This is a genomic window from Embleya sp. NPDC055664 (assembly GCF_053618075.1).
Genome location: NZ_JBSHGZ010000003.1, coordinates 425,328 through 445,561 on the forward strand (window position 1 = coordinate 425,328; position 20,234 = coordinate 445,561).

Consider the following 20,234-nt stretch of genomic DNA (forward strand, 5'->3'; position numbering starts at 1 on the left):
GGGCGCGGGGATAACGGAAATCGGCGCGGGATTTTTCCGGCCGGTCGCCGATCAGGCCGGTGCCGCGAAGAGTTGTGTCCAGAAGGTCGTGCCGCCGGGGCCGACCGTGACGCCGACGCCGAGGTCGGTGAAACCGCAATCGAGGATGTTCGCCCGGTGCACCGGGCTGCCCAGCCACTCGTCGACGACGTGTGCGGCGTCGGGTCGGCCCCGATTCAGGTTCTCGCCCCACAGCCGCCACCGGTATCCGGCGGCGGTGATCCGGGCGTCGGCGTGCACTCCGTCGGGGTTGACGTGGTCGTAGAAGCGTCGGGCCGCCATGTCGTCGGAGTGTTTGCGGGCGGCGGTACGGAGGCGGTCGTCGACTCGCACCGGGGCGCAGCCGTGCTCGGCGCGCGCGGCGTTCACCAGGTCGACGACGGCGCGTTCGAGCCGGGCGCGGGTGTCGACGGGGGCGGTCGAGCGGGTCGTGGGCGGCGGTGTGGTTGCGGCGGACGGCTCGGTGCTCGGCGACGGGGGTGGGGTCGTGGCCGGCAGCGGTGAGGGCGGCGGGGGCGGCGTCGCGGCGACCGGTGTCGGGCCGGCCGCGCCCCGGGCCGGTGTGTCGTGATGGGGTCGGTCGAGGAGGACGACGGCGGCCAGTACGACGAGGACGAGCGCGACGGCGGCGATCGTGGCGGTATGCCGGAGCCGACGAGCCGGCCGAAGGTCGGCGTGGGCGGCCACCCCGCCATCGGGCCCGGTGCCGGCACTGGAAGCGCCGCCCGGGTCCGTGGCACCGCCCGAGCCCGCCGCGCCGCCCGAACTCGCAGCCCCCGCCGGGCCCATCGCCCCGGCAGTCGCCGTGGCCGTCCCCGCCCCCGTGCACAGGTGCCACAGCGTTACCGTCGGCGGCAGCAGGGCCAGGCCCGCGAGTAGGCCCTCGACCGGGGCGAGGCCGCGGCGGTGGTCGCCGCAGGTCCGGCACGTGCGGGCGTGGCGGGTGATGCGCTTGCGCCACAGGGGGGTCGGGCCTCCGTTCCAGTCGGCGAGCAGCGCGGACAGCTCCGTGCAGCGCGGTGTGGCGGCCAGCGCGCGGACCACCACCCGGGCCGCCTCCAGCTGCTCCTTCATTCGCTGTACCCGGACCGCCGCGTGCGTGGCGGGCAGGTCCAGGGCGGCGGCGAGTTCGGCCCGGGTGAGCGTACCGGCCGCCTCCAGCCACCACAGCGCGAGCAGTTCGCGGGTGTCCGGGTCCAGCCACCCGGTCGCGGTCGCCACATCGCGACGCTGGCCGGACAGGCCCAGCCGCAGGATTGTCAGGTTCGCGAAGTCGGAGCCGGGGTCGGCGTGTCCGGCCACTTCGTCCAGCGGGGCGGTGAACGCTCGGCGGGCGTGCCGGCGGCGGATCCGGTTGATCGCGATGGCCACCAGCCAGGACCGGAAACGCTCGGGGTCGCGCAGCCCGCCGAGGCCGGTGAGCGCGTCGACCATGGTCTCCTGCACCACGTCGTCGACGTCCGCGTGCCCGTCGAGGGCCCGGCCGACGATGTTGTAGATCAACGGCAGCCAGGCCGCGACCAGTTCGTCCCGGGCGCGCAGGTCACCGCCCCGGGCGGCGACGACCAGGGCGGTGTCGTGCTCGATCTCCACGTAGCCACTTCCGCTTTCTCGACCGGCGTGACGGGCCCACTCCCGTCCATCCCCACCAGGGAGATGCCGAGGATCGACGCGGATAACGGAAATCGCCGGACGAGTTCCGAGGAAGGTGACGCGGATCAGTGTGGCTTGGCCGCCAGCAGGTCCTCGACCCGGGCCCGCACCTCGGGGGTGTCCAGGCCGCGGATGGTCACCGTGGTCCGCCGGCGCAGCACGTCGTCCACCGTCATCGCCCACTCGTGGTCGCGGGCGTAGGCGGCCTGGGCCCAGATGTCCGGCCCGTCGGGGTGGATGCGCTCGCCGAGCGAGCGGTCGGCGCGCACCATCGCGGCCAGGTCGTAGGCCAGGTTGCCGTAGTGCGAGGCCAGGTGTCGGGCCACCGCCGGGTCGACGCCGTCCTCCGCGGTGGCCTCGCCGAGCAGCCGGTGGGCCACCGCCTCGGGGTTGGCCGAACCCGGCAGCGCCACCCGGCGCAGCGGGGTGGCCATGTCCTGCTCCAGTGCCACCACGCCGGCCTTGGCCAGCTTGTCCATGACGGTGCGGCCGATGTGCCGGTAGGTGGTCCACTTGCCGCCCGCCACCGACAACATGCCGCCGCGCCCCTCGCTGACCACCGTCTCGCGCTTGGCCTCGCTGGTGGCGCCGGCCCCGCCCGGCAGTACCCGCAGGCCGGCGAAGGCGTAGGTGATGTCCTCGCGGCGCAGTTGGTCCGGGTCGACGGCGTTGCCCGCCTCGTCCAGGATCTGCGCGATGTCGGCCTCGGTCGGCGAGACCTTGCCGGGGTCGCCCTCGTACGCCTCGTCGGTGGTGCCGAGCAGCAGGTGCTCCTCCCACGGGATGGCGAAGGACACCCGGTACTTGTCGATCGGGATGGTCAACGCCGCGCGCCACGGCTGCTGTTGGCGCAGGACGAGGTGTACGCCCTTGGAAAGTCGGATGCTCGGCTCGGCGGCCGGGTCCTCCATCCGGCGCAGGTGGTCCACCCACGGGCCGGTGGCGTTGAGCACAACGCGCGCGTTCACCCCGAATTCGGCGCCGTCGAGGCGGTCGCGCAGTTCGGCGCCGGTGACCCGGCCGCCGGCGTCCTTGCGCAGGGCGACCACCTCGGCGTGGTTGAGCACCACCGCGCCCGCCTCGACCGCGGCGCGCACCGTGGTCACCGCGACCCGGCTGTCGTTCATCTGGTGGTCGCCGTACACCGCGGCGCGGCGCAGGCCCTCCTTGCGCAGGGCCGGGACGAGTTCGAGCGCGTTGTCGGGGCCGATCACCTTGCCCATGCCGTCGCCGAACGCGGACAGGGCCGAGTAGAGGAAGACGCCGGCGCCGAGTTTGGCCGAGCCGTGCGGGCCGTCCTTGTAGACCGGAACCAGGAAGGACAGCGGGCGGACCAGGTGCGGGGCGACGTCGCGGGCCAGGGTGCGGCGTTCGCGGTGGTTCTCGGCGACCAGCTTGAGGTTGCCGGTCTGGAGGTAGCGCAGGCCGCCGTGGACCAGTTTGGAGGACGCGGACGAGGTGGCGCCGGCGAAGTCGCCGGCGTCGACCATGGCCACCCGCAGGCCGGTCTGGGCCGCGGTCCAGGCCACCGCCGTGCCGAGGATGCCGCCGCCGATGACGAGTAGGTCGTGGGTGCCGCGCGAGAGTTCGGCCCGGCTGTGGGCGCGTGCGGGAACGGTCGGATCCGTGGCGGTGCTCATCACGCGTCTCATTTCCACTCGGCCGGCTACTACGGTGCGGGCGGGACGAGTCCCGAACCCAACCTATGCGGTCGGCATTGTCGAACGATGAACGACAGTTTTCCGGCCACGCGGGGCAGCGTCAAGTACGCCCGGTCGAGACGGGGGACCGAACGGGCGCGCCGAAGCCGGGTCGCGTCGCGAAGGCGATGCGCGCCGGCTCAGTACGGGAACGACGCGCCCAGATCGCGCGAGATGGCGCGGGCCGCGTCGCGGACCGCGGCGACCAGGGTGGGCCGCGGGGCGCCGTCGGCGACGATACGTTCGACGGCGCCGCTGATGCCCACCGCGCCCACCGGGGTGCCGCGCCGGTCGCGGATCGGCGCGGCGATCCCGGCCAGGCCCAGGACCGATTCCTCGACGTCGCCCGCCCAACCGCGTTCGCGCACCGTGACGCTCTCCGCGTCCATTGCCGCCGGGTCGGTGATCGTGCGGGCGGTGAAGGCGACCGCGTCGGTCTCGTCCAACTCCGCGCGCGCGGCCGGATCGAGGGCGAGCAGGACCTTGCCCCACGCGGTGGAGTGCAGCGGCAACATCGCGCCTATCTCCAGCACCTGGCGGCTGTCGTCCGGCCGGAAGACGTGGTGGATCACCAGCACGCCGCCCTTGTGCAACACGCCGATCCGCACGCTCTCCCCGGTGCCGCGGGCCAGATCGTCCGCCCAGACCAGGGCCCGGGCACGCAACTCGTGCACGTCCAGGTAGGAACTGCTCAGCCGCAGCAGCTCGGCGCCGAGCTGGTACTTGCCGCTCTTGGGGTCCTGCTCCACGAACCCCTCCTGGTGGAGCGTGCGCAGGATGCCGTGCGCGGTGCCCTTCGCCAGACCCAGGGTGGTCGCGACCTCGCTCAGGCCGAAGCGCCGTTCGCCGCCGGCGAGCAACCGCAGGATCGCCGCTGCGCGTTCCAGCGACTGGATGGGACCGGGCATACCGACTCCTCCGTCGAAGATCAGGTTGGCAATGTAGAACAGCGGTCGTGGACACGCCGGCTGGGTCCGCGCCCGTCCCGTCCGCCGCAGGGCCCGTCGGGTGAGTCGAAGGCGAGATGTTCACCGACTCTTGACGGCGGCGCAACCCGCAGAGAACACTGCCGGACAGCGGTCGTCAATGTCGAATGCCAGTCGCATACCAGTCGAATACCCGTCGAGGGCCGATCGAGTACCGGTCCCGAACACCAGTCGTAGTCATCCCGCAGACCGAACCGGGCCGGCCGACCGCTGTGACCGGTGCGCTCCCGTGGGTGCGCCGTGTGTCGTCCGGCGCCGTGTCCATTCCGGCGTCGCATCCCGCCGCCGGCCAACCGGTGTCATTCACGAAGGGGCTCAGTGATGACGAACGGCGACATCTTCGTCGGCGAGACCTTGGGTACGTCCATCCTGGTGCTACTCGGCGTCGGTGTGTGCGCCGCGGTGACGCTCAACCGGTCCAAGGCACAACACGCCGGCTGGTTGGCGATCACCTTCGGCTGGGGCTTCGCGGTTCTGGCCGGCGCGTATGCGAGCGTGTCCCTGTCCGGTGCGCATCTCAATCCCGCGGTCACGCTCGGGATCGCGGTCAAGACGGGAGAGTGGGACAAGGTGCCGCTGTACCTGGCCGGGCAGTTCACCGGGGCGGTGATCGGCGCCGTGCTGGCCTGGGCGACCTATCTCGGCCAGTTCCGGGAACACGGCGAGCCGGTACTCGGGGTGTTCGCCACCGCGCCGGAGATCCGCCACCCGATCCAGAACGTGATCACCGAGACGATCGCCACCATGGTGCTGGTCATCGTCATCCTCACCCAGGGCCTGACCAACGGGCTCGCGCTGTCCGGCACCGGCGTACTGATCACCGCACTCCTGGTGGTCGGCATCGGGCTGTCCCTGGGCGGCCCGACCGGCTACGCGATCAACCCGGTCCGCGACCTCGGGCCGCGCCTGGCCCACTCGTTCCTGCCGATCCCCGGCAAGGGCAACTCGGACTGGTCCTACGCCTGGGTGCCGGTGGTCGGCCCGACGCTGGGCGGGCTCGCGGCCGGCGGCCTGTACCGTCTCGCCTTCTGACCGTCCCGCACCCACCCGACTCCCACGCTCGGATCCTTCGGAAGAGGAGCCATGTCCGACACGTACATCGCCGCGATCGACCAGGGCACCACGTCCAGCCGCTGCATCATCTTCGGCGCCGACGGCCGGATCGTCGCCGTCGACCAGCGCGAGCACCGGCAGATCTTCCCGCGCCCGGGGTGGGTCGAGCACGACGCCGCCGAGATCTGGAGCGTGGTGCAGGCGGTCGTCGCCGGCGCGCTGGACCGAGCCGGCCTGCGGCGGGACCAGATCCGCGCGCTCGGCATCACCAACCAGCGCGAGACGACCGTGTTGTGGGATCGCCATACCGGGGTCCCGGTACACAACGCCATCGTGTGGCAGGACACCCGCACCGACGCGCTGTGTCGCGAACTGGGCGGCAACGTCGGCCAGGACCGATTCCGGGTGGAGACCGGCCTCCCGCTGGCGAGCTACTTCGCCGGCCCCAAGATCCGCTGGCTGCTCGACAACGTCGAGGGGCTGCGCGAGCGGGCCGACCGGGGCGACATCCTGTTCGGCACGATGGAGTCGTGGGTGGTGTGGAACCTCACCGGCGGCCCGGACGGCGGCGTGCATGTCACGGACGTCACCAACGCCTCGCGCACGATGCTGATGAACCTGGAGACGCTGGACTGGGACGACCGGATCCTGCGCGCGATGGACGTGCCGCGTTCGGTGCTGGCCGAGATCCGCTCCTCCGCCGAGGTGTACGGCACCGCGAAGGGGGTCCTGGAGGGCGTGCCCGTCGCCTCCGCGCTCGGCGACCAGCAGGCCGCGCTGTTCGGCCAGACCTGCTTCGAACCCGGCGAGGCCAAGAGCACCTACGGCACGGGGAGTTTCCTGCTGATCAACACCGGGCCGCGGATCGTGCAGTCGCACCACGGGCTGCTCAGCACGGTCGGCTACCGGCTGGGCAAGGACGCCCCGGTCTACGCGCTCGAGGGCTCGATCGCGGTCACCGGCTCGCTGGTGCAGTGGATGCGCGACCAGATGGGGCTGATCGCCACCGCGGCGGAGATCGAGACGCTGGCGCTGACCGTGGAGGACAACGGCGGCGCCTACTTCGTGCCCGCCTTCTCCGGGTTGTTCGCGCCGTACTGGCGCTCGGACGCGCGCGGGGTGATCGCGGGGCTGACCGCCTACGTGAACAAGGGGCACATCGCCCGGGCCGTCCTGGAGGCCACCGCGTGGCAGACCCGGGAGGTGGTGGACGCGATGGAGCGCGACTCGGGTGTCGAGTTGGCCACGCTCAAGGTGGACGGCGGGATGACCGCCAACAACCTGCTCATGCAGACCATCGCGGACGTGCTCGACGCTCCCGTCGCCCGCCCGTTCGTCGCCGAGACCACCGCGCTCGGCGCCGCGTACGCCGCGGGTCTCGCGGTCGGCTACTGGCCCGACCTCGACTCGCTGCGGGCGAACTGGCACCGCGCGGCGGAGTGGACCTCGCGGATGGACGAGGCCACGCGCGAGCGCGGCTACCGCAACTGGCGCAAGGCGGTGGACCGGACGATGGACTGGGTCGAGGAGCCGGACGCGCGTCGCCGCACGTCCTGAACACCTCCCGACCGACCGGAAGGTGGTGACCCGGGCCGGCGTGTGGCCGACCCGGGCGGGGGCGACCCCGGCGCGTGATCGGCGCCGGGGTCGTCGCACCGCCACGCCTCGGTGGGCCGGCAGGGCCGGACATCGGTGCGTCGGCGGACGTGCGGCGTCAGCGCGTCGGCAGGTGCCGGGCGAAGAACCCGTGCACGTAGTGGCGGATCGTGGGAATCGACCGGGTCGGGGCGATCGCGCCGACCAGCGTGTCGCGGTCGGCCGCCGTCATCCGGCCCGACGCCACCAACTGCGGCGCGATGGCCGCGTAGTCGGTGAACACGGAGTGCGCCGACGACCGCATCCGCCGCCGGGGAATCGGGTGGTCGGAGTGGGCGAGCAGCGCCGACCAGGAACGCTCCAACACGGCGTGCTCCGGGAAGCCGTCGGTGTCGATCAGCAACAGCGGCCGATCGGCCCCGTCGCGGGCGATGGGGTACAACTCGCCCACCTGTCCGGGCACCCGGGACGGGTGGTCCAGATAGCCCTCCAGGTTGATCGCGGCGGCGACACGGCGGTCCTCGGCCATCGTCTCGGCCGCGGTGGTACCGCCCGCCGAGTGGCCGTACACACCCACCCGGCGGTGATCCAACACCCGGTGCAGATCCGCCGGGAGCGGGCGGCCGGTCGGGTCCGGGTTGCCGCCCGCGGCGAGCACGGCCACCTGCTCCAGGACGAACTTCGTGTCCGCGATCCGCGTGTCGATCATCGTGTCGGCGATCGTGGGATCGTTGCGGGGGTCGAACCGGAACACGGTCCACCGCACCCGGTCCCGCCCCGCCAGATCGACCGGGAACTCCACCACCGCGGCGTCCCCCGGGTGGTCCATGGTCACCACCACGTAGCCCCGGCTCGCCAGTTCCTCGGCGAGCCCGGTGCCCATCCCGCGCGGATCGCCGCCGCCGGGGCTGTACAGCAGCACGGGGCGCCGCGTGGTCTGCGCGGGTGCGTCGATGTAGGAGTGGGTACGGGTGGCCGCCCAGTCCACCCCCGTCGACGGCAACTGCGGATGGCTCAGCGGACCGGCCACGGCGAACTCCCGCGCGGCGGCCTCGGGTAGCTGCGCCGCGACGGTCCGTCCGGCCACACCGCGCGCCGGGTAGTACAGGGTGATCATCATCTCCCGGACCGCGATCGGCTCCCACGGGTCGGTGCGGGAACGATCGACCAGGTACAGCGTGGTCGTGCCGACCGGATGCGGGCCGGTCGGCGCGGGCAGTCGCAGCGCGCCGGGCACCGACGGGTCCGCGCCGCCCGACTGTGCCCGCGCGGGCCGGGCCCGGACCACGCCGCCCGCGAAGAGCAGCGCGGCGGCCGGTATCGCCGCCCCGAGGATGCTTCGCCGACCGATCGCGGGACCTGCTTCGTGCACCATGGATCCTCCTCGTGTCGCCCTACCCGGGTCGCCCGGAGTGCCCGGTGACCTGCATAATTGCGGCTTCGGCGGGCTTGTGGCCGAATGCGGGGCAGGACCCGAAGGCTGGCATCCGACCGGGGCCGCACACGAGGTTTGCGGCCGAGGCCGAAAGGATGGCGCCGCACCGACAGGAGGGGTAATGCTCCGGATCCGATTCACCGCCGCGGACTTCGGCCGGATCAGGTTCGCGCCGCGGCCGGCCCCACTGCTGGAGCTGAACGTGGCCCTGATGCGCATGTTCCGCCCGGACGAGGCGCTCCTGCTCGGCACCTGGCGACAACGCCTGCTCCGGGCTCTGCCGGCGGCGGCCGAACCGTTCGGGGACCTGGTGCCGGGTCCGGTGGCGCCGAATTTCCTCGACGAGTTCGCCGACTCGCTGACCGAGGGCCTGGACACGATCCGCGCCACCCGCCCCGAGACGGTGCGGGCCGAACTGGAACGGGTGTACGCCCCGCACCCGACCGCCGCGCCGGCGTGGATCCGCGATCTGCACCGCGGTGACGAGCACTCCTGGCGGATCCTGCGCCGGGCGCAGCACGCCGCCTACGAGGCGGTGTTGGCCCCGGTGTGGTCCGTGGTCCAGGACCTGCATCGGGCCGAATTCACCCGCCACGCCCTGGGCATGGCCGAGCACGGCCTCGGCCCGACCCTCGCCGACCTCGTCCCCGGCAGCCGACTGCACGAGGACGTCTGGGAGTTCGCCGGCCCCGTCACCCGGGAGATCTCGCTGGGCGGGCGCGGCCTGCTGCTCCAGCCCACCTTCCACTGGAGCGGATACCCGCTGATCTCCGACCTGCCCGATCGCCCGCCGGCCGTCACCTACCCCGCCGGCCCCGGCCTGCCGCCGACTCCCACCGGCCCGGCCGACACCGCGGAAGCACTCGCGGCGGTGCTCGGCCGAACCCGCACCGACATCCTGTGCGTGCTGGCCGTCGGCCACACCACCGGCGACCTCGCCCGCCGCCTGCGGGTGAGCAACGCAACCGTCTCCGAACACACCGCGGCCCTACGCGCCGCCGGCCTGATCACCACCACCCGCATCGGTCGCGCGGTCCGCCACGAACGCACCCCGCTCGGAACGCTGTTGATCGGCCGGCACGGTCTGCAAACCGTTGACAGTCCCGGGTGACAGCGGTTTGGGTGGGCGGGTTGGTGTCCGTTTCGTGGGCGGCCGGGGGTCGTTCGGGGGAAGGGGATCGGTCATGGCGCGTATTCGTGAGGGATTTCGCGGTGAGGGGCCCGGGGCGTTCACCCCGGACGGGTGTGCCGTGGAGATGTACGGGATGTTGCCGGTGCGCGAGGAGCCGGACATGATCGCGCTCGGGGCCCGGGAGGGTGCGCGCACACTGCTCGAACTCGGGTGCGGGGCCGGACGGGTGACCCATGCCATGGTCGAGCGGGGGTGGGAGGTGACGGCGGTGGACGAGTCGCCGGAGATGCTCGATCGGGTGCGCGGGGCCAAGACGGTGTTGTCCACCATCGAGGATCTGCGGCTCGACGAGCGTTTCGACGTCGTGTTGTTGGGTTCCTACCTCGTGCACCAGGCCGAGGCCGAGGTCCGCAAGGCGATGCTCGACACTTGTCGCAACCACGTGGCCGACGACGGGGTGGTGCTCATCCAGCGCGAAGGCCGCGGCTGGCACGACGAGTTGCCCCAGGTCAACGAACACCCTCGGGGCGCCGTGCACATTCTCGCCGCCGAGCCGATCGGCGACGGGGTCAACGCGGTGCGGATCGAGTACGAGTTCGACGGCATGCGGTGGGCGCACGAGTTCCGCTCCCGGCCGCTCACGGATCCGCAGTTCGAGGCGGCCCTCGCCGGGTCCGACCTGGTGGTGGACGCCTACCTGGACGAACACCGCACCTGGGTACGGGTGTTGCCGGCGCCGTGACCGACCCCGGCCACCCGTCAGCGCAGCATTGTCGGTGACGCCCCCTTCGTGACGAGCAGGCGCGGGGCGCCCGTTCCGTCGGCCGGGACGGCGTAGATGTTGCGGTCTCGGCCGTACATCACGGTGTTGTCGTCGAGCCAGGCGGCCTGGTCGTCGACGTTCGCGTGTTCGGCCAACGGGGTTTCGCGCATCGTGGCCAGGTCCAGGACGTGCAGTCGCCACGTGGACTTGCCGGAGCGCTTCTTGAAGGCGATGCGGGTGCCGTCGGGGGACAGGGACGGGCATTCGACGCCGTCGCGGATGGTGTGCGCCTCCCAGTTGGCGTAGTCGCCCTCGACCAGGTAGGTGTGGCCCTTCGTGCCGACCGTGGCATAGAAGCGGTTGTCGTCGGCGGCGAAGGTGACGCCCCAGTAGTTGACGTCGGGGGAGTGGTAGGGCTTGCCGTCGACGGTCAACGGGATGGCCTCGATGTTGATCAGGGTGTAGTCGGTGCGGGTGTCGAGGATGCCGGTCCAGGTGGAGAAGCCGGTCTTGTTGTACGACTCGCCGGAGACGAACACCGTCCACGACACCATGTTCCCGCTCGCCGAGACCCGGGCCCGGCTGGGGGTGCCGGCGAGTTCGATGCGGCGTTTGACGTTCGTGTTGGCGTCGACGATCAACGCGTCGGTGCCGGGCAGCGGGCCGCCCCGGGTCTGGAGGCAGACGCCGGTGCCCGCGCCGACGGCGAAACGTTCGCAGCGCAGGCCGCTGTCGACCCGGGCGGCGGCGGGGGTGTCGAGGCCGGTGTCGGCCACGGTGCGGTGTCCGCCGGCGCGGTTCGTGTCCACGAACACCAACCGCCCGCGTGCGGTGAGGTCGAGCGGGCGACGTTCGACCGTCGCCTCCTCGTTGCGGTCGGCCGCGAAGGTCGAGTAGCCGACCGCCACGCCGACCAGGACCAACAGCCCCAGGGCCAGGGCGAGCGCGCGCTTCATCCGGTCACCTCCGGGTCGAGCGGGGCCGACGGCAGCAGCCGCCGGGCCAGGAGCAGGCAGCCGGCCAGTCCGGCGCCCATGGCGTAGAGCGCGGGGCCCGCGCCCCACAGGGTCCAGGCCGCGCCGAAGACCACCGAGGACAACAGCCGGGCACCGGCCTGTCCGGTCTGCAGCAGGGCCAGCCCGCTGGTGCGCAGGTGCACCGGCAGCAGCGGTCCGGCCGCGGCCATCAGCACACCGTCGGTGGCCGCGTAGAACAGGCCCTGAAGGCCCAGCACGAGGATCAGCACCGCCCAGCGCGACGCGGTCCCGGAGGCGTGTCCGCCGGTGGGGGCGGCGGCGACCAGGTAGGCGGCGAGCAGCGCGAGGTGGCCGCCGAGGAAGACCCGGAAGCGGCCCACGCGGTCGGCGAGCCGGCCGATCGGCACCGCCAGCAGCAGGAACGCCCCGGCGGTGCCCAGCGGCAGCAGCGGGAACCAGCGCAGCGGGATGTCGAATCCGCGTTGCAGGACGAGGTAGACGAACGTGTCGCCGACGGTGAGCAGGCCGAGCAGTGCGGCGGCCACGCAGGTGCGGCGGAACGGTGCCAGGCGCAGCAGGCCGAACGCGGCCCGGAGCGAGGCCGCGCGCCGGGGCGGCGCCGGTTCGCGATGGTCGCGGACGTACAGCATCAACAGCAGCACGCCGAACGTGGCGATGCAGAAGGAGACCACGAACACCGCGTCGTAGGCGTCGTGGGTGGTCCACAACACGGCGAACGCGGCGAGCGGGCCGAGGAAGGCGCCGACGGTGTCCATCGCGCGATGCACGCCGAAGGCCCGGCCCAGGTGCGGGGTCGGGGTGCTCAACGTGATCAGCGCGTCGCGTGGCGCGGTGCGCAGACCCTTGCCGGTACGGTCCGCCGCCAGGACCAGGCCGAGCCCGGCCACGGAGGAACCGACCAGCGGCAGGCCGAGTTTGCATACGGCGGACAGTCCGTACCCGGTGCCCGCGACCAGTTTGCGGCGCCGGGTGCGGTCGGCGATCTGGCCGCCGAGCAGGCGGACCATGGCGGTGACACCGAACCAGCCGCCGTCCAGGAGGCCGTATTGCAGCGGGCTCAGTCCCAGGGTCAGGACGAGGTAGGTGGGCAGTACCGCGGTGACCATCTCGGCGGAGATGTCGGTGACCAGGCTCACGGCGCCGAGGGCGAGCACGTTGGCCGGGACGTTGCGGGTGAATCCCCGCGACGTCCCGACCGCCGTGCGCCCACCGGCCTGATCCGCGCGCCGGGTGGCGGCGATGTACACGGGCGATCCTCCGAGGCCGGGCGGATGGGTCAGTGGCAGGTGACCGGACCGAAGGAGTCGAGTTGGGTGCCGTCGTAGCGGACGAGTTGGCCGGAGTAGGTGCTGTCGGTGAGGGTCAGCTTCAGCACGGCGGGCGAACCGGTCACGCGCTTCTCGCTGTTGGGCTGGGGGGATTCGAAGTCGTAGGGATCGGCGCCGCCGGTGCCGACGAGCAGTTCACGCACACCGGCGGGATCGGCCTTGGCCTTGGGGTTCTGCGGCGCGTAGCGCTCGTACAGGTGGTCGTGCCCGTTCAGGATCAGGTCGGCGTGGGCGTCGTAGAGCACCTGCCACGCGGTCTGGCTGACCTTGTCCGCCTGCGGGCCGGAACTGTACAGCGGCTTGTGCCAGTAGGCGGCCACGCAACCTTGCGTGTTGTTCGCCAGGTCGGCCTTGAGCCACTTGATCTGCGCCGAGGTGGAGGACATGGACTGCTCGGAGTCGAGCGCGATGAAGTGCCAGCCGCCGCGGTCCCAGCTGTACCAGGTGGTGCCGTTGGGGGTGGCGCGGTCGCCGAAGTAGGCCTTGTATCCGGCTTCCGGGGTGCTGTCGTCGTACTCGTGGTTGCCGGGGGCGGGGTGGGTCTTGGCCTTGAACCGGCCCCAGGTGGTGTCGTAGTACTTGCGGTAGTCGGACAGACTGCCGGTGTCGTATTGGTTGTCCCCCAGGGTGATCACCTCGTCCGGGTTGATCGCCTCGACCCGGCGTGCGGTCTGCTGGGCGCCGCACTCCTGGCTCGCGGTGCAGCCCGGGTCGGAGATGTCCCCGGCGGCGGCCACGGTGAAGGACGAACTCCCGGCCTGCGGCGTGCCGATCACCGCCGCGCTGGGTGCGGAGAGGTTGCCGGCCGCGTCCTTGGCGCGGATCGTGTAGGAGTAGGAGACGCCCGTGGTCAGGCCGGTGTCGGTGTAGGTGGTGCCGACGCTGGTGCCGACCGCGACGCCGTCGCGCAGGATGTCGTATCCGGTCACGCCGACGTTGTCGGTGGAGGCGGTCCAGGCCAGCGAGACGCCGGTGGGCGTGGTGCCGGTGACCTTGGGCGAGGTGGGTGCGCTCGGTGCGGTGGTGTCGGGGCCGCTCGCGCCGCCGAACACCTCGAACTCCCAGAGGGAGTAGCCGTAGTCGGTGCCGCGGGTGGACGCGTATACGCGCACGTGGCGGCCGTGGGTGGCCAGGGAACCGATGTCGTCCGTACCGCCGTCGCCGGCCGAGGTGGAATACACCTTGGTCCAGGACGCGCCGTCGGGCGAGACCTCGATGCGGTACGCCTTGGCGTAGGCGTCCTCCCAGCTCAGCCGCACCCGGGAGATCGGGACGTCGGAGCCGAGGTCGACGCTCAGCCACTGGGCGCCGGAGCCCTCCTTGCTCGCCCAACGGGTGTCGGACTTGCCGTCGACGGCCTTGGCCGCGCCGTAGGAGGAACTTTCCGTCGAGGAGGCGGTGGCGGGTTTGCCGCGCGAGAGCAACACCTCGGCGGCGGAAGCGGTTTCGCCGAACGTGAGCACGGCGGCGAGCAGGGCCAGGACCGCCGCGATCGCGGCGAATCCGCGGGATCGGGAGGGCCTGGGCAGGGCGTGTCGGAAGGCCCGGGATGGCGGCCTTCGGCGGTTGGGGCGCAGAGCTTGGGGCAGGTGCACGTCGTCCTCCGGTGGTGAGGAGCCGATCGTCGTCGAGCCTGAACCGGGCAGGGTGGTGCGCGCGTTCGGGCCGGAACACGACGGGAGTGCGCCGTCGTGGGATGCCGACGCAGGCTCCGGCCCGACCGTCGGCCCGACGATCCCAAGGTGCCGCGCGCCGCGTCAATACTTGTTAGGAAACTTTACTAACAAGACTTCGGTCGGTCGCGAGCCGGCGACGGATCGTCTGCCCGCGCGCCGGATAACCGCTACGGGGACGGCGGTTGGTGGGGGATGGGCCCCGGGCCGGTGGGGGCGTGGTTGAGGACCAGCAGGCTGAGGACGACGGCCAGGGTGAAGACGGCGACGATCAGGCTCGCCAGGATCAGCCGACGGCGGCGCTCGCGGCGCTGCCAGTCGCCGTGCGCGGCGCGATACGCGTCGGGGGCCGGGTGTACCTCGCCGGCCAGCGCCTCCAGGGCCTCGCGCAGGAGGTGCTCGGTGTCGGGCGAATCGGCCGTGCGGCCGTCGGCGCCGGGGGAGTTGCTCATCGCCGTACCTCCATCGCGTGCGTGAGCGCGGCCAGCCCACGCGCGGTGTGCGTTTTGACCGAACCGACCGAGATGCCCATGGTCGCCGCGATCTCCTTCTCCTTCAGGCACAACCAGTGGCGCAGTACCAATGCCTCGCGCTGGCGGGCGGGCAGTGCGCGCAGCGCGCGGATCAGCGCCCGCTGGTCGTCGCGCAGCAGGGCCGAGGTCTCCGCCGAGGCCACCGTGTCGATCCGGTCCTCGACGTGTCGGCGGGCGACCTGGAGGTGGCGTATTCGCATCCGGGTCAGGTTGCAGACCACCGATCGCAGATAGGCCGCGGCGGCGTCGGGGGTGCGCAGTTTCCGGTACTTGCGGTAGATCTCGTAATAGGCCTCGGCCACGATGTTCTCCGGGTCGTCCGCGCCCAGGAGGGTGGCGAGCCGGAGCATCGAGGGGTAGTGCAGGTCGAACAGGCGCGCCACCTGGACCTCCCGATCCGAACCGGCCGGATCCGGGGTTGGTTGGGTCGCGGAGCCCGGTTGTGCCGAGGCGACGGGCGGCGCCGAGGGCGCGGCCTCCTGCGCCGGGATGTGCGTCGGCGGCGCGGCGTCGGAGGTGTCGCGTCGGATCCGTTTCACGAACCGTTCGCCCCCTTCCCCGGAGCCCGCCACAGGGCCGAACGTAGCGCCAGGCGTGCGGGCAGCGCCGTGGTGTCCGCGCCGCGCGCCGCGCCGAACCGGTCGTACACCCCGGTCAGGACCAGGGTGACCGCGAGGTTGAGGGCGAGGGCCCCGAGCCCCGCGTACACCTGCCCGCCGTGACCGCCCACCTCGACGCGCACCAGCGAGACGAAGCCCTCCCGGACCACCGCGACGGTGCCGGCCAGCATGCCCACCGCCCAGCCGACGAGCAGCGCCCGATGATGCAGGCGCCGGGTGAACAGGCCGATCACCACCGCCGGGAAGATCTGCAGGATCCATACCCCGCCGAGCAGTTGCAGGTTGATCGCGGCCTGGTCGCGCAGCCCGAAGACGAACGCCACCGCGCCCACCTTCGCGATCAGCGACACCGCCTGGGCCACCCGGGTCTGGCGTTTGGGGGTGGCGGTGGGTTGGAAGTACGCGACGTAGACGTTGCGGGTGAACGAGGTCGCCGCCGCGATCGACATCACCGCCGCCGGCACCAGCGCGCCCACGATGATCGCGCCGAACACCAGCCCGGCCGGGAAGGCCGGCAGCAGCCGGTCCACCAGCAGCGGAACCGCCGCCTCGGCGGCGCCCGGCGGCGCGTCCACCGCCATCGCCAGCGCGGCGATGCCCAACACGCCGAACATCGCGAGCACCGCCGTCCAGGCGGGCAGCACCACGCACACCCGGCGCAGCGTGTGCGGACCGGCGGCGGCGAAACCGGCGGTCAACACGTGCGGATACAGCAGCAGGGCCAGCGCCGAGCCGAGCGCCAGCGTGGCGAACCCGCCCTGCTGATGCGCACTCAGCACCAACGAGGCATCACCCGGACCCGACCGGGCCAGCCGCCGATCGGCCGCCTCGAACATCGGCCCGGGCCCGCCGAACCGGGCCAGCACGAACCCCACCGCCACCGCGGCGGAAACGAACACCGCCGGCCCCTTCAACGCCGAGATCACCGTCGGCGCCCGCAACCCGTGCCGGTAGGTGGCGATCGCCAACCCGGCGAACAGCGCCACCATCGCCACGTCCCCGGCCGCCCCGCGCGCCTGCAACCCGGCCGCCGCGAGCACCGCGCGGATGCCCAGGACCTGCAGGGCCAGATACGGCATCGTGGCCAGGATCCCGGTCAGCGCGACCACCAGGGCCAGCGCCGGCGAGCCGTACCGGCCCCGGACGAAGTCCGCCACCGTCACATAGCCGTGTCGCCGGGCCACCGCCCACAACCGGGGGAGCAGCACGAACGCCAGCGGGCAGACGATCACCGTGTACGGCAGCGCGAAGAACGCGCTCGCCCCGCGCCCGTACACCTGGCCCGGCACCGCCGTGAAGGTGTACGCGGTGAAGATCGTGCCGCCGAGCAGAAACCAGGTCCACACCGGCCCCAGACCACGATCGGCCAGCGCCCACCGCTCCAGTGACGGCAGGTCGTCGTTGCGGTGCAGCCTCGGCGCGGTCACGGCCAGTAGCGACGCGCCGCCGACGACGATCAGGAAGGCGGCCGTCGTGGCCCCGTCGATCATCCGTCACCGTCCGCCTCGGCACGTGGGTGCCCTTGCCCACAGGTTGCGCGAGCGTACCGGACCCGGGATCGGCGACCGCGCGCGAATCCGCCGGAAATCGGCTGTCAACCGAATCGCCGGTCCGCGCAACTCTTCCACAGACCGACGATCCGTCGGTCCGCGGCATCGACCACAGGAGGCGACATGACCGGGGAGAACCCCCCGCACGCCGTCGGACGCACCGGCGCGACCCGCCGGATCGCGGCCGGCGCCCTCCTCGCGGCACCGGTCACGGCGCTGCTGTGGGTGCCCTGGTACGCGCGTCGGGGACCGGAGTTGGCCGGTGTCCCGTTCTTCTACTGGTATCAGCTTGCCTGGGTACCCGGCTGCGCGATCGCCATGCTCTGCGCCCACCTGCTGCTCCGCCGCCGCCCCGACCGGGACCACTCCTGACCCGGTCCGGCGCGCCGCCGGCTCGTTCGCCCGTCCCTCCCCCGCTCGAACAGGAGTACGCGTGTCCGCCACCGAGACCCGCAGCCCCCGCCCGGACGACTCCGACGACCCCAACGACTCCGGCGCCTTTGCACACAACGCCAAGACCATCCTGATCTGGACCGTCGTCGCCCTGATCGGGGCGGCCGGTTGGGGCGTGGTCGCGCTGGCCCGCGGCGAGGAGATCTCGGCCGTCTGGCTGATCTTCGCCGCGGTCGCCTCGTACGCGATCGCCTACGGCTTCTACTCGCGCTTCATCGTCCGCCGGGTCCTGGAGCCCGACGACACCCGCGCCACCCCGGCCGAACGCCTCGACGACGGCGTGGACTACCAACCCACCGACCATCGGGTCCTGTTCGGCCACCACTTCGCCGCGATCGCCGGCGCCGGACCGCTGGTGGGCCCGGTACTCGCCGCGCAGATGGGCTACCTGCCCGGCACCATCTGGATCGTCGTGGGGGTGATCTTCGCCGGTGCCGTGCAGGACATGGTCGTGCTGTTCCTGTCGATGCGTCGGGACGGCAAGAGCCTGGGCCAGATGGCCCGCGACGAGATCGGCCGGGTCGGCGGCGCGGCGGCGCTGATCGCGGTGTTCGTGATCATGATCATCCTGCTCGCGGTGCTGGCCCTGGTCGTGGTCAACGCGTTGGCCGACTCGCCCTGGGGGACCTTCTCGGTCACGCTGACCGTGCCGATCGCGCTGTTCATGGGCGTGTACCTGCGCTACCTGCGCCCGGGGCGGGTCCTGGAGACCAGCGTGATCGGCGTGGCGCTACTGCTGGCCGTGATCGTCGGCGGCGGGCAGATCGAGGACACCGCGCTCGGCGACGCGTTCACCTGGAGCCCGACCACCCTGGTGTTCTGCCTGATCGGCTACGGCTTCGTCGCCTCGGTGCTGCCGGTGTGGTTGTTGCTCGCCCCGCGCGACTACCTGTCCACGTTCATGAAGGTCGGCACGATCGTGCTGCTCGCGATCGGCGTGCTCGTGGCCGCGCCGAACATGAAGACCGACGCGGTCAGTTCGTTCGCCGGCTCCGGCTCCGGGCCGGTGTTCGCCGGGACGATGTTCCCGTTCCTGTTCATCACCATCGCCTGCGGCGCGCTCTCCGGGTTCCATGCTCTGGTCGCCTCCGGCACCACGCCGAAGTTGATCCGCAAGGAGTCGCAGGTCCGGATGATCGGCTACGGCGCCATGCTGATGGAGTCGTTCGTCGCGGTCATGGCGCTGATCGCCGCGTGTGTGATCGACCCGGGCCTGTACTACGCGATGAACGCCCCGGCCGGCGTGCTCGGCGCCACCGCGGAGAGCGCGTCGCACGCGGTCGCCGGTCTCGGCTTCACGATCACCCCCGACGACCTGCGCGCGGCGGCGCACGCGGTAGAGGAGAAGACCCTGATCGCCCGCTCCGGCGGGGCGCCGACGCTCGCCGTCGGGATGTCGGAGATCTTCGCCGACGTGTTCGGTGGCTCGGGGATGAAGGCGTTCTGGTACCACTTCGCGATCATGTTCGAGGCGCTGTTCATCCTGACCACCGTGGACGCCGGCACCCGGGTCGGCCGGTTCATGCTCCAGGACATGCTCGGCAACGTCTGGAAGCCGATCGGCCGGGTCGACTGGAAGCCCGGCATCTGGATCACCAGCGCCGCGGTGGTCGGCCTGTGGGGCTACTTCCTGTACGCCGGCGCCACCGACCCGCTCGGCGGGATCAACCAGCTCTTCCCGCTGTTCGGCATCGCGAACCAACTGCTCGCGGCCGTCGCGCTCACCGTCGCCACCACGGTGCTGGTCAAGTCCGGCAAGCTGCGCTGGGCCTGGGTCACCGGCGTCCCGCTGGCCTGGGACGTCGCGGTGACGTACACCGCCGGCCTGGAGAAGATCTTCTCCGACGACCCCCGCATCGGCTTCTTCGCGCAACGCGACCGGTACGCCGACGCGATCGACGCGGGCAAGGTGCTCGGCCCGGCCAAGAACATGGACGACATGCACACCGTGGTGCTGAACTCCACCGTCGACGGCGTGCTGATCGCGATCTTCCTGGTGCTGATCGCACTGGTGATCGCCAACGCGGCCGTGGTGTGCGTGCGGGCGATCCGCGCCGGGGGATCGTTGCCCACCACCGAGACGCCGTGGGTCGAGTCCACCCTGGACCTCGGGCCGGGCGGCGCGGCCGGGGATCGGGCACTTGCCGGCGCCGGGGCCGGCGACGCGGCGGGACGCTCGTGACGCGGTGGGCCCGGGATCTTCGGCACGCGCCCGGGCGGGTGTTCGGGTGGGTGCGGTGGTACCTGCGGGAGATCTCCGGCGACGCGGACTACGAGCGACACCGCCGGCGACACCTGCGGGAGCATCCGGACCGACCGGCGCCGACCCGCCGCGAGTACGAGTCCTGGCGGACCCGGCGACGCGAGGAGCGGCCGCAGACGCGCTGCTGCTGAGGCGCCGACGGTGAGCGGAAGGGCGGTGTCGACACGCGTCGACACCGCCCTTTCGGGTATTCGGTGGGCTCGGGTGAGAAAAAATTAGTCCGAATCGATGCGCTCCCGTGCTGTTGCGCATGTGACCGATATGTAAGCGACATGTGAACGTTCGTCGCAAGCAGGTGCGTTCGCCCCCGCCGGCGGGTCGTCGGGACCGCGCGCGCGGGCGTGCGAGCCGGGTGCGCGGCCGGTCTGATCAAGGGTTCTCGCGCGTCGACGACGCAGGTCGAAGGCGGGCGTGCGCGGGGCGTTCGCGCACTACACCAGGTGACCCGAATGGTTCAAC

Annotated in this window: 17 protein-coding genes; 7 read left to right on the forward strand and 10 right to left on the reverse strand. The window is 72.1% G+C overall.

Going from position 1 to position 20,234, the window contains the following annotated elements:
• Nucleotides 1–51: 51 nt before the first annotated feature.
• The 3 genes from ACWGR4_RS07785 to ACWGR4_RS07795 form a co-directional block, all read right to left on the reverse strand.
• Nucleotides 52–1,632 carry a sigma-70 family RNA polymerase sigma factor gene (locus tag ACWGR4_RS07785; RefSeq protein ID WP_452128499.1) on the reverse strand — a complete coding sequence of 527 codons (1,581 nt, stop codon included), beginning with the start codon at nucleotides 1,630–1,632 and terminating at the stop codon, nucleotides 52–54.
• Between the two features lie 125 nt (nucleotides 1,633–1,757).
• Nucleotides 1,758–3,332, reverse strand: coding sequence for a glycerol-3-phosphate dehydrogenase/oxidase (locus ACWGR4_RS07790; protein WP_380001802.1), 1,575 nt, complete (start codon nucleotides 3,330–3,332; stop codon nucleotides 1,758–1,760).
• 200 nt (nucleotides 3,333–3,532) lie between these two features.
• The gene (locus ACWGR4_RS07795; RefSeq protein WP_078973984.1) at nucleotides 3,533–4,300 is read right to left on the reverse strand and encodes an IclR family transcriptional regulator; all 768 of its coding nucleotides are present in this window, start codon (nucleotides 4,298–4,300) and stop codon (nucleotides 3,533–3,535) included.
• A gap of 399 nt (nucleotides 4,301–4,699) precedes the next feature.
• Here ACWGR4_RS07795 and ACWGR4_RS07800 point away from each other — a divergent pair, with 399 nt between their 5' ends.
• Complete coding sequence (locus ACWGR4_RS07800) at nucleotides 4,700–5,410, forward strand: MIP/aquaporin family protein (protein WP_452128498.1); 711 nt, start codon at nucleotides 4,700–4,702, stop codon at nucleotides 5,408–5,410.
• 51 nt (nucleotides 5,411–5,461) lie between these two features.
• Nucleotides 5,462–6,988 carry a glycerol kinase GlpK gene (gene glpK, locus ACWGR4_RS07805; protein ID WP_452128497.1) on the forward strand — a complete coding sequence of 509 codons (1,527 nt, stop codon included), beginning with the start codon at nucleotides 5,462–5,464 and terminating at the stop codon, nucleotides 6,986–6,988.
• Nucleotides 6,989–7,145: 157 nt separating this feature from the next.
• Here glpK and ACWGR4_RS07810 read toward each other — a convergent pair whose 3' ends face one another.
• Nucleotides 7,146–8,402 carry an alpha/beta hydrolase gene (locus ACWGR4_RS07810; protein ID WP_452128496.1) on the reverse strand — a complete coding sequence of 419 codons (1,257 nt, stop codon included), beginning with the start codon at nucleotides 8,400–8,402 and terminating at the stop codon, nucleotides 7,146–7,148.
• Nucleotides 8,403–8,583: 181 nt separating this feature from the next.
• Between ACWGR4_RS07810 and ACWGR4_RS07815 the strand changes: the two genes are divergently transcribed.
• Together ACWGR4_RS07815 and ACWGR4_RS07820 are read left to right on the forward strand one after the other, a co-directional pair.
• Nucleotides 8,584–9,573, forward strand: a complete 990-nt coding sequence (locus ACWGR4_RS07815; protein WP_452128495.1) for an ArsR/SmtB family transcription factor — start codon at nucleotides 8,584–8,586, stop codon at nucleotides 9,571–9,573.
• Nucleotides 9,574–9,646: 73 nt separating this feature from the next.
• Nucleotides 9,647–10,336 (forward strand): class I SAM-dependent methyltransferase, encoded by a 690-nt coding sequence (locus ACWGR4_RS07820; protein ID WP_452128494.1) that lies wholly within the window; start codon nucleotides 9,647–9,649, stop codon nucleotides 10,334–10,336.
• 17 nt (nucleotides 10,337–10,353) lie between these two features.
• On the opposite strand, the gene ACWGR4_RS07825 is transcribed toward ACWGR4_RS07820, so the two are convergent.
• The 6 genes from ACWGR4_RS07825 to ACWGR4_RS07850 all read right to left on the reverse strand — a co-directional run bounded on the left by ACWGR4_RS07825 (nucleotide 10,354) and on the right by ACWGR4_RS07850 (nucleotide 16,999).
• Nucleotides 10,354–11,313, reverse strand: a complete 960-nt coding sequence (locus tag ACWGR4_RS07825; RefSeq protein WP_452128493.1) for a hypothetical protein — start codon at nucleotides 11,311–11,313, stop codon at nucleotides 10,354–10,356.
• Nucleotides 11,310–12,602 (reverse strand): MFS transporter, encoded by a 1,293-nt coding sequence (locus ACWGR4_RS07830; RefSeq protein ID WP_452128492.1) that lies wholly within the window; start codon nucleotides 12,600–12,602, stop codon nucleotides 11,310–11,312. Before ACWGR4_RS07830 ends, ACWGR4_RS07825 begins: the two co-directional genes overlap by 4 nt.
• A 29-nt stretch (nucleotides 12,603–12,631) precedes the next feature.
• A complete protein-coding gene (locus tag ACWGR4_RS07835; RefSeq protein WP_452128491.1) occupies nucleotides 12,632–14,278 on the reverse strand; it encodes a discoidin domain-containing protein in 1,647 nt (548 codons plus the stop codon).
• 248 nt (nucleotides 14,279–14,526) lie between these two features.
• Nucleotides 14,527–14,808 carry a hypothetical protein gene (locus ACWGR4_RS07840; RefSeq protein ID WP_452128490.1) on the reverse strand — a complete coding sequence of 94 codons (282 nt, stop codon included), beginning with the start codon at nucleotides 14,806–14,808 and terminating at the stop codon, nucleotides 14,527–14,529.
• Complete coding sequence (locus tag ACWGR4_RS07845) at nucleotides 14,805–15,428, reverse strand: sigma-70 family RNA polymerase sigma factor (RefSeq protein WP_452128489.1); 624 nt, start codon at nucleotides 15,426–15,428, stop codon at nucleotides 14,805–14,807. Before ACWGR4_RS07845 ends, ACWGR4_RS07840 begins: the two co-directional genes overlap by 4 nt.
• Nucleotides 15,425–16,999, reverse strand: a complete 1,575-nt coding sequence (locus ACWGR4_RS07850) for a sodium:solute symporter family protein (protein ID WP_452128488.1) — start codon at nucleotides 16,997–16,999, stop codon at nucleotides 15,425–15,427. Before ACWGR4_RS07850 ends, ACWGR4_RS07845 begins: the two co-directional genes overlap by 4 nt.
• A gap of 183 nt (nucleotides 17,000–17,182) precedes the next feature.
• Here ACWGR4_RS07850 and ACWGR4_RS07855 point away from each other — a divergent pair, with 183 nt between their 5' ends.
• The 3 genes from ACWGR4_RS07855 to ACWGR4_RS07865 all read left to right on the forward strand — a co-directional run bounded on the left by ACWGR4_RS07855 (nucleotide 17,183) and on the right by ACWGR4_RS07865 (nucleotide 19,906).
• Entirely contained in the window at nucleotides 17,183–17,431 is a 249-nt protein-coding gene (locus ACWGR4_RS07855) for a DUF3311 domain-containing protein (protein ID WP_380001828.1), read from the forward strand.
• 148 nt (nucleotides 17,432–17,579) lie between these two features.
• Entirely contained in the window at nucleotides 17,580–19,694 is a 2,115-nt protein-coding gene (locus ACWGR4_RS07860) for a carbon starvation CstA family protein (RefSeq protein WP_452128506.1), read from the forward strand.
• Complete coding sequence (locus ACWGR4_RS07865; protein WP_452128487.1) at nucleotides 19,691–19,906, forward strand: YbdD/YjiX family protein; 216 nt, start codon at nucleotides 19,691–19,693, stop codon at nucleotides 19,904–19,906. Before ACWGR4_RS07860 ends, ACWGR4_RS07865 begins: the two co-directional genes overlap by 4 nt.
• The last annotated feature ends 328 nt before the right edge of the window (nucleotides 19,907–20,234 follow it).

Excerpts from the sequence above, each read along its gene's own strand:
- ACWGR4_RS07790 (WP_380001802.1), bottom strand. The coding sequence starts at position 3,332 with ATGAGCACCGCCACGGATCCGACCGTTCCCGCACGCGCCCACAGCCGG.
- ACWGR4_RS07795 (WP_078973984.1), bottom strand. The coding sequence starts at position 4,300 with ATGCCCGGTCCCATCCAGTCGCTGGAACGCGCAGCGGCGATCCTGCGG.
- ACWGR4_RS07800 (WP_452128498.1), top strand. The coding sequence starts at position 4,700 with ATGACGAACGGCGACATCTTCGTCGGCGAGACCTTGGGTACGTCCATC.
- glpK (WP_452128497.1), top strand. The coding sequence starts at position 5,462 with ATGTCCGACACGTACATCGCCGCGATCGACCAGGGCACCACGTCCAGC.
- ACWGR4_RS07810 (WP_452128496.1), bottom strand. The coding sequence starts at position 8,402 with ATGGTGCACGAAGCAGGTCCCGCGATCGGTCGGCGAAGCATCCTCGGG.
- ACWGR4_RS07815 (WP_452128495.1), top strand. The coding sequence starts at position 8,584 with ATGCTCCGGATCCGATTCACCGCCGCGGACTTCGGCCGGATCAGGTTC.
- ACWGR4_RS07820 (WP_452128494.1), top strand. The coding sequence starts at position 9,647 with ATGGCGCGTATTCGTGAGGGATTTCGCGGTGAGGGGCCCGGGGCGTTC.
- ACWGR4_RS07825 (WP_452128493.1), bottom strand. The coding sequence starts at position 11,313 with ATGAAGCGCGCGCTCGCCCTGGCCCTGGGGCTGTTGGTCCTGGTCGGC.
- ACWGR4_RS07840 (WP_452128490.1), bottom strand. The coding sequence starts at position 14,808 with ATGAGCAACTCCCCCGGCGCCGACGGCCGCACGGCCGATTCGCCCGAC.
- ACWGR4_RS07850 (WP_452128488.1), bottom strand. The coding sequence starts at position 16,999 with ATGATCGACGGGGCCACGACGGCCGCCTTCCTGATCGTCGTCGGCGGC.
- ACWGR4_RS07855 (WP_380001828.1), top strand. The coding sequence starts at position 17,183 with ATGACCGGGGAGAACCCCCCGCACGCCGTCGGACGCACCGGCGCGACC.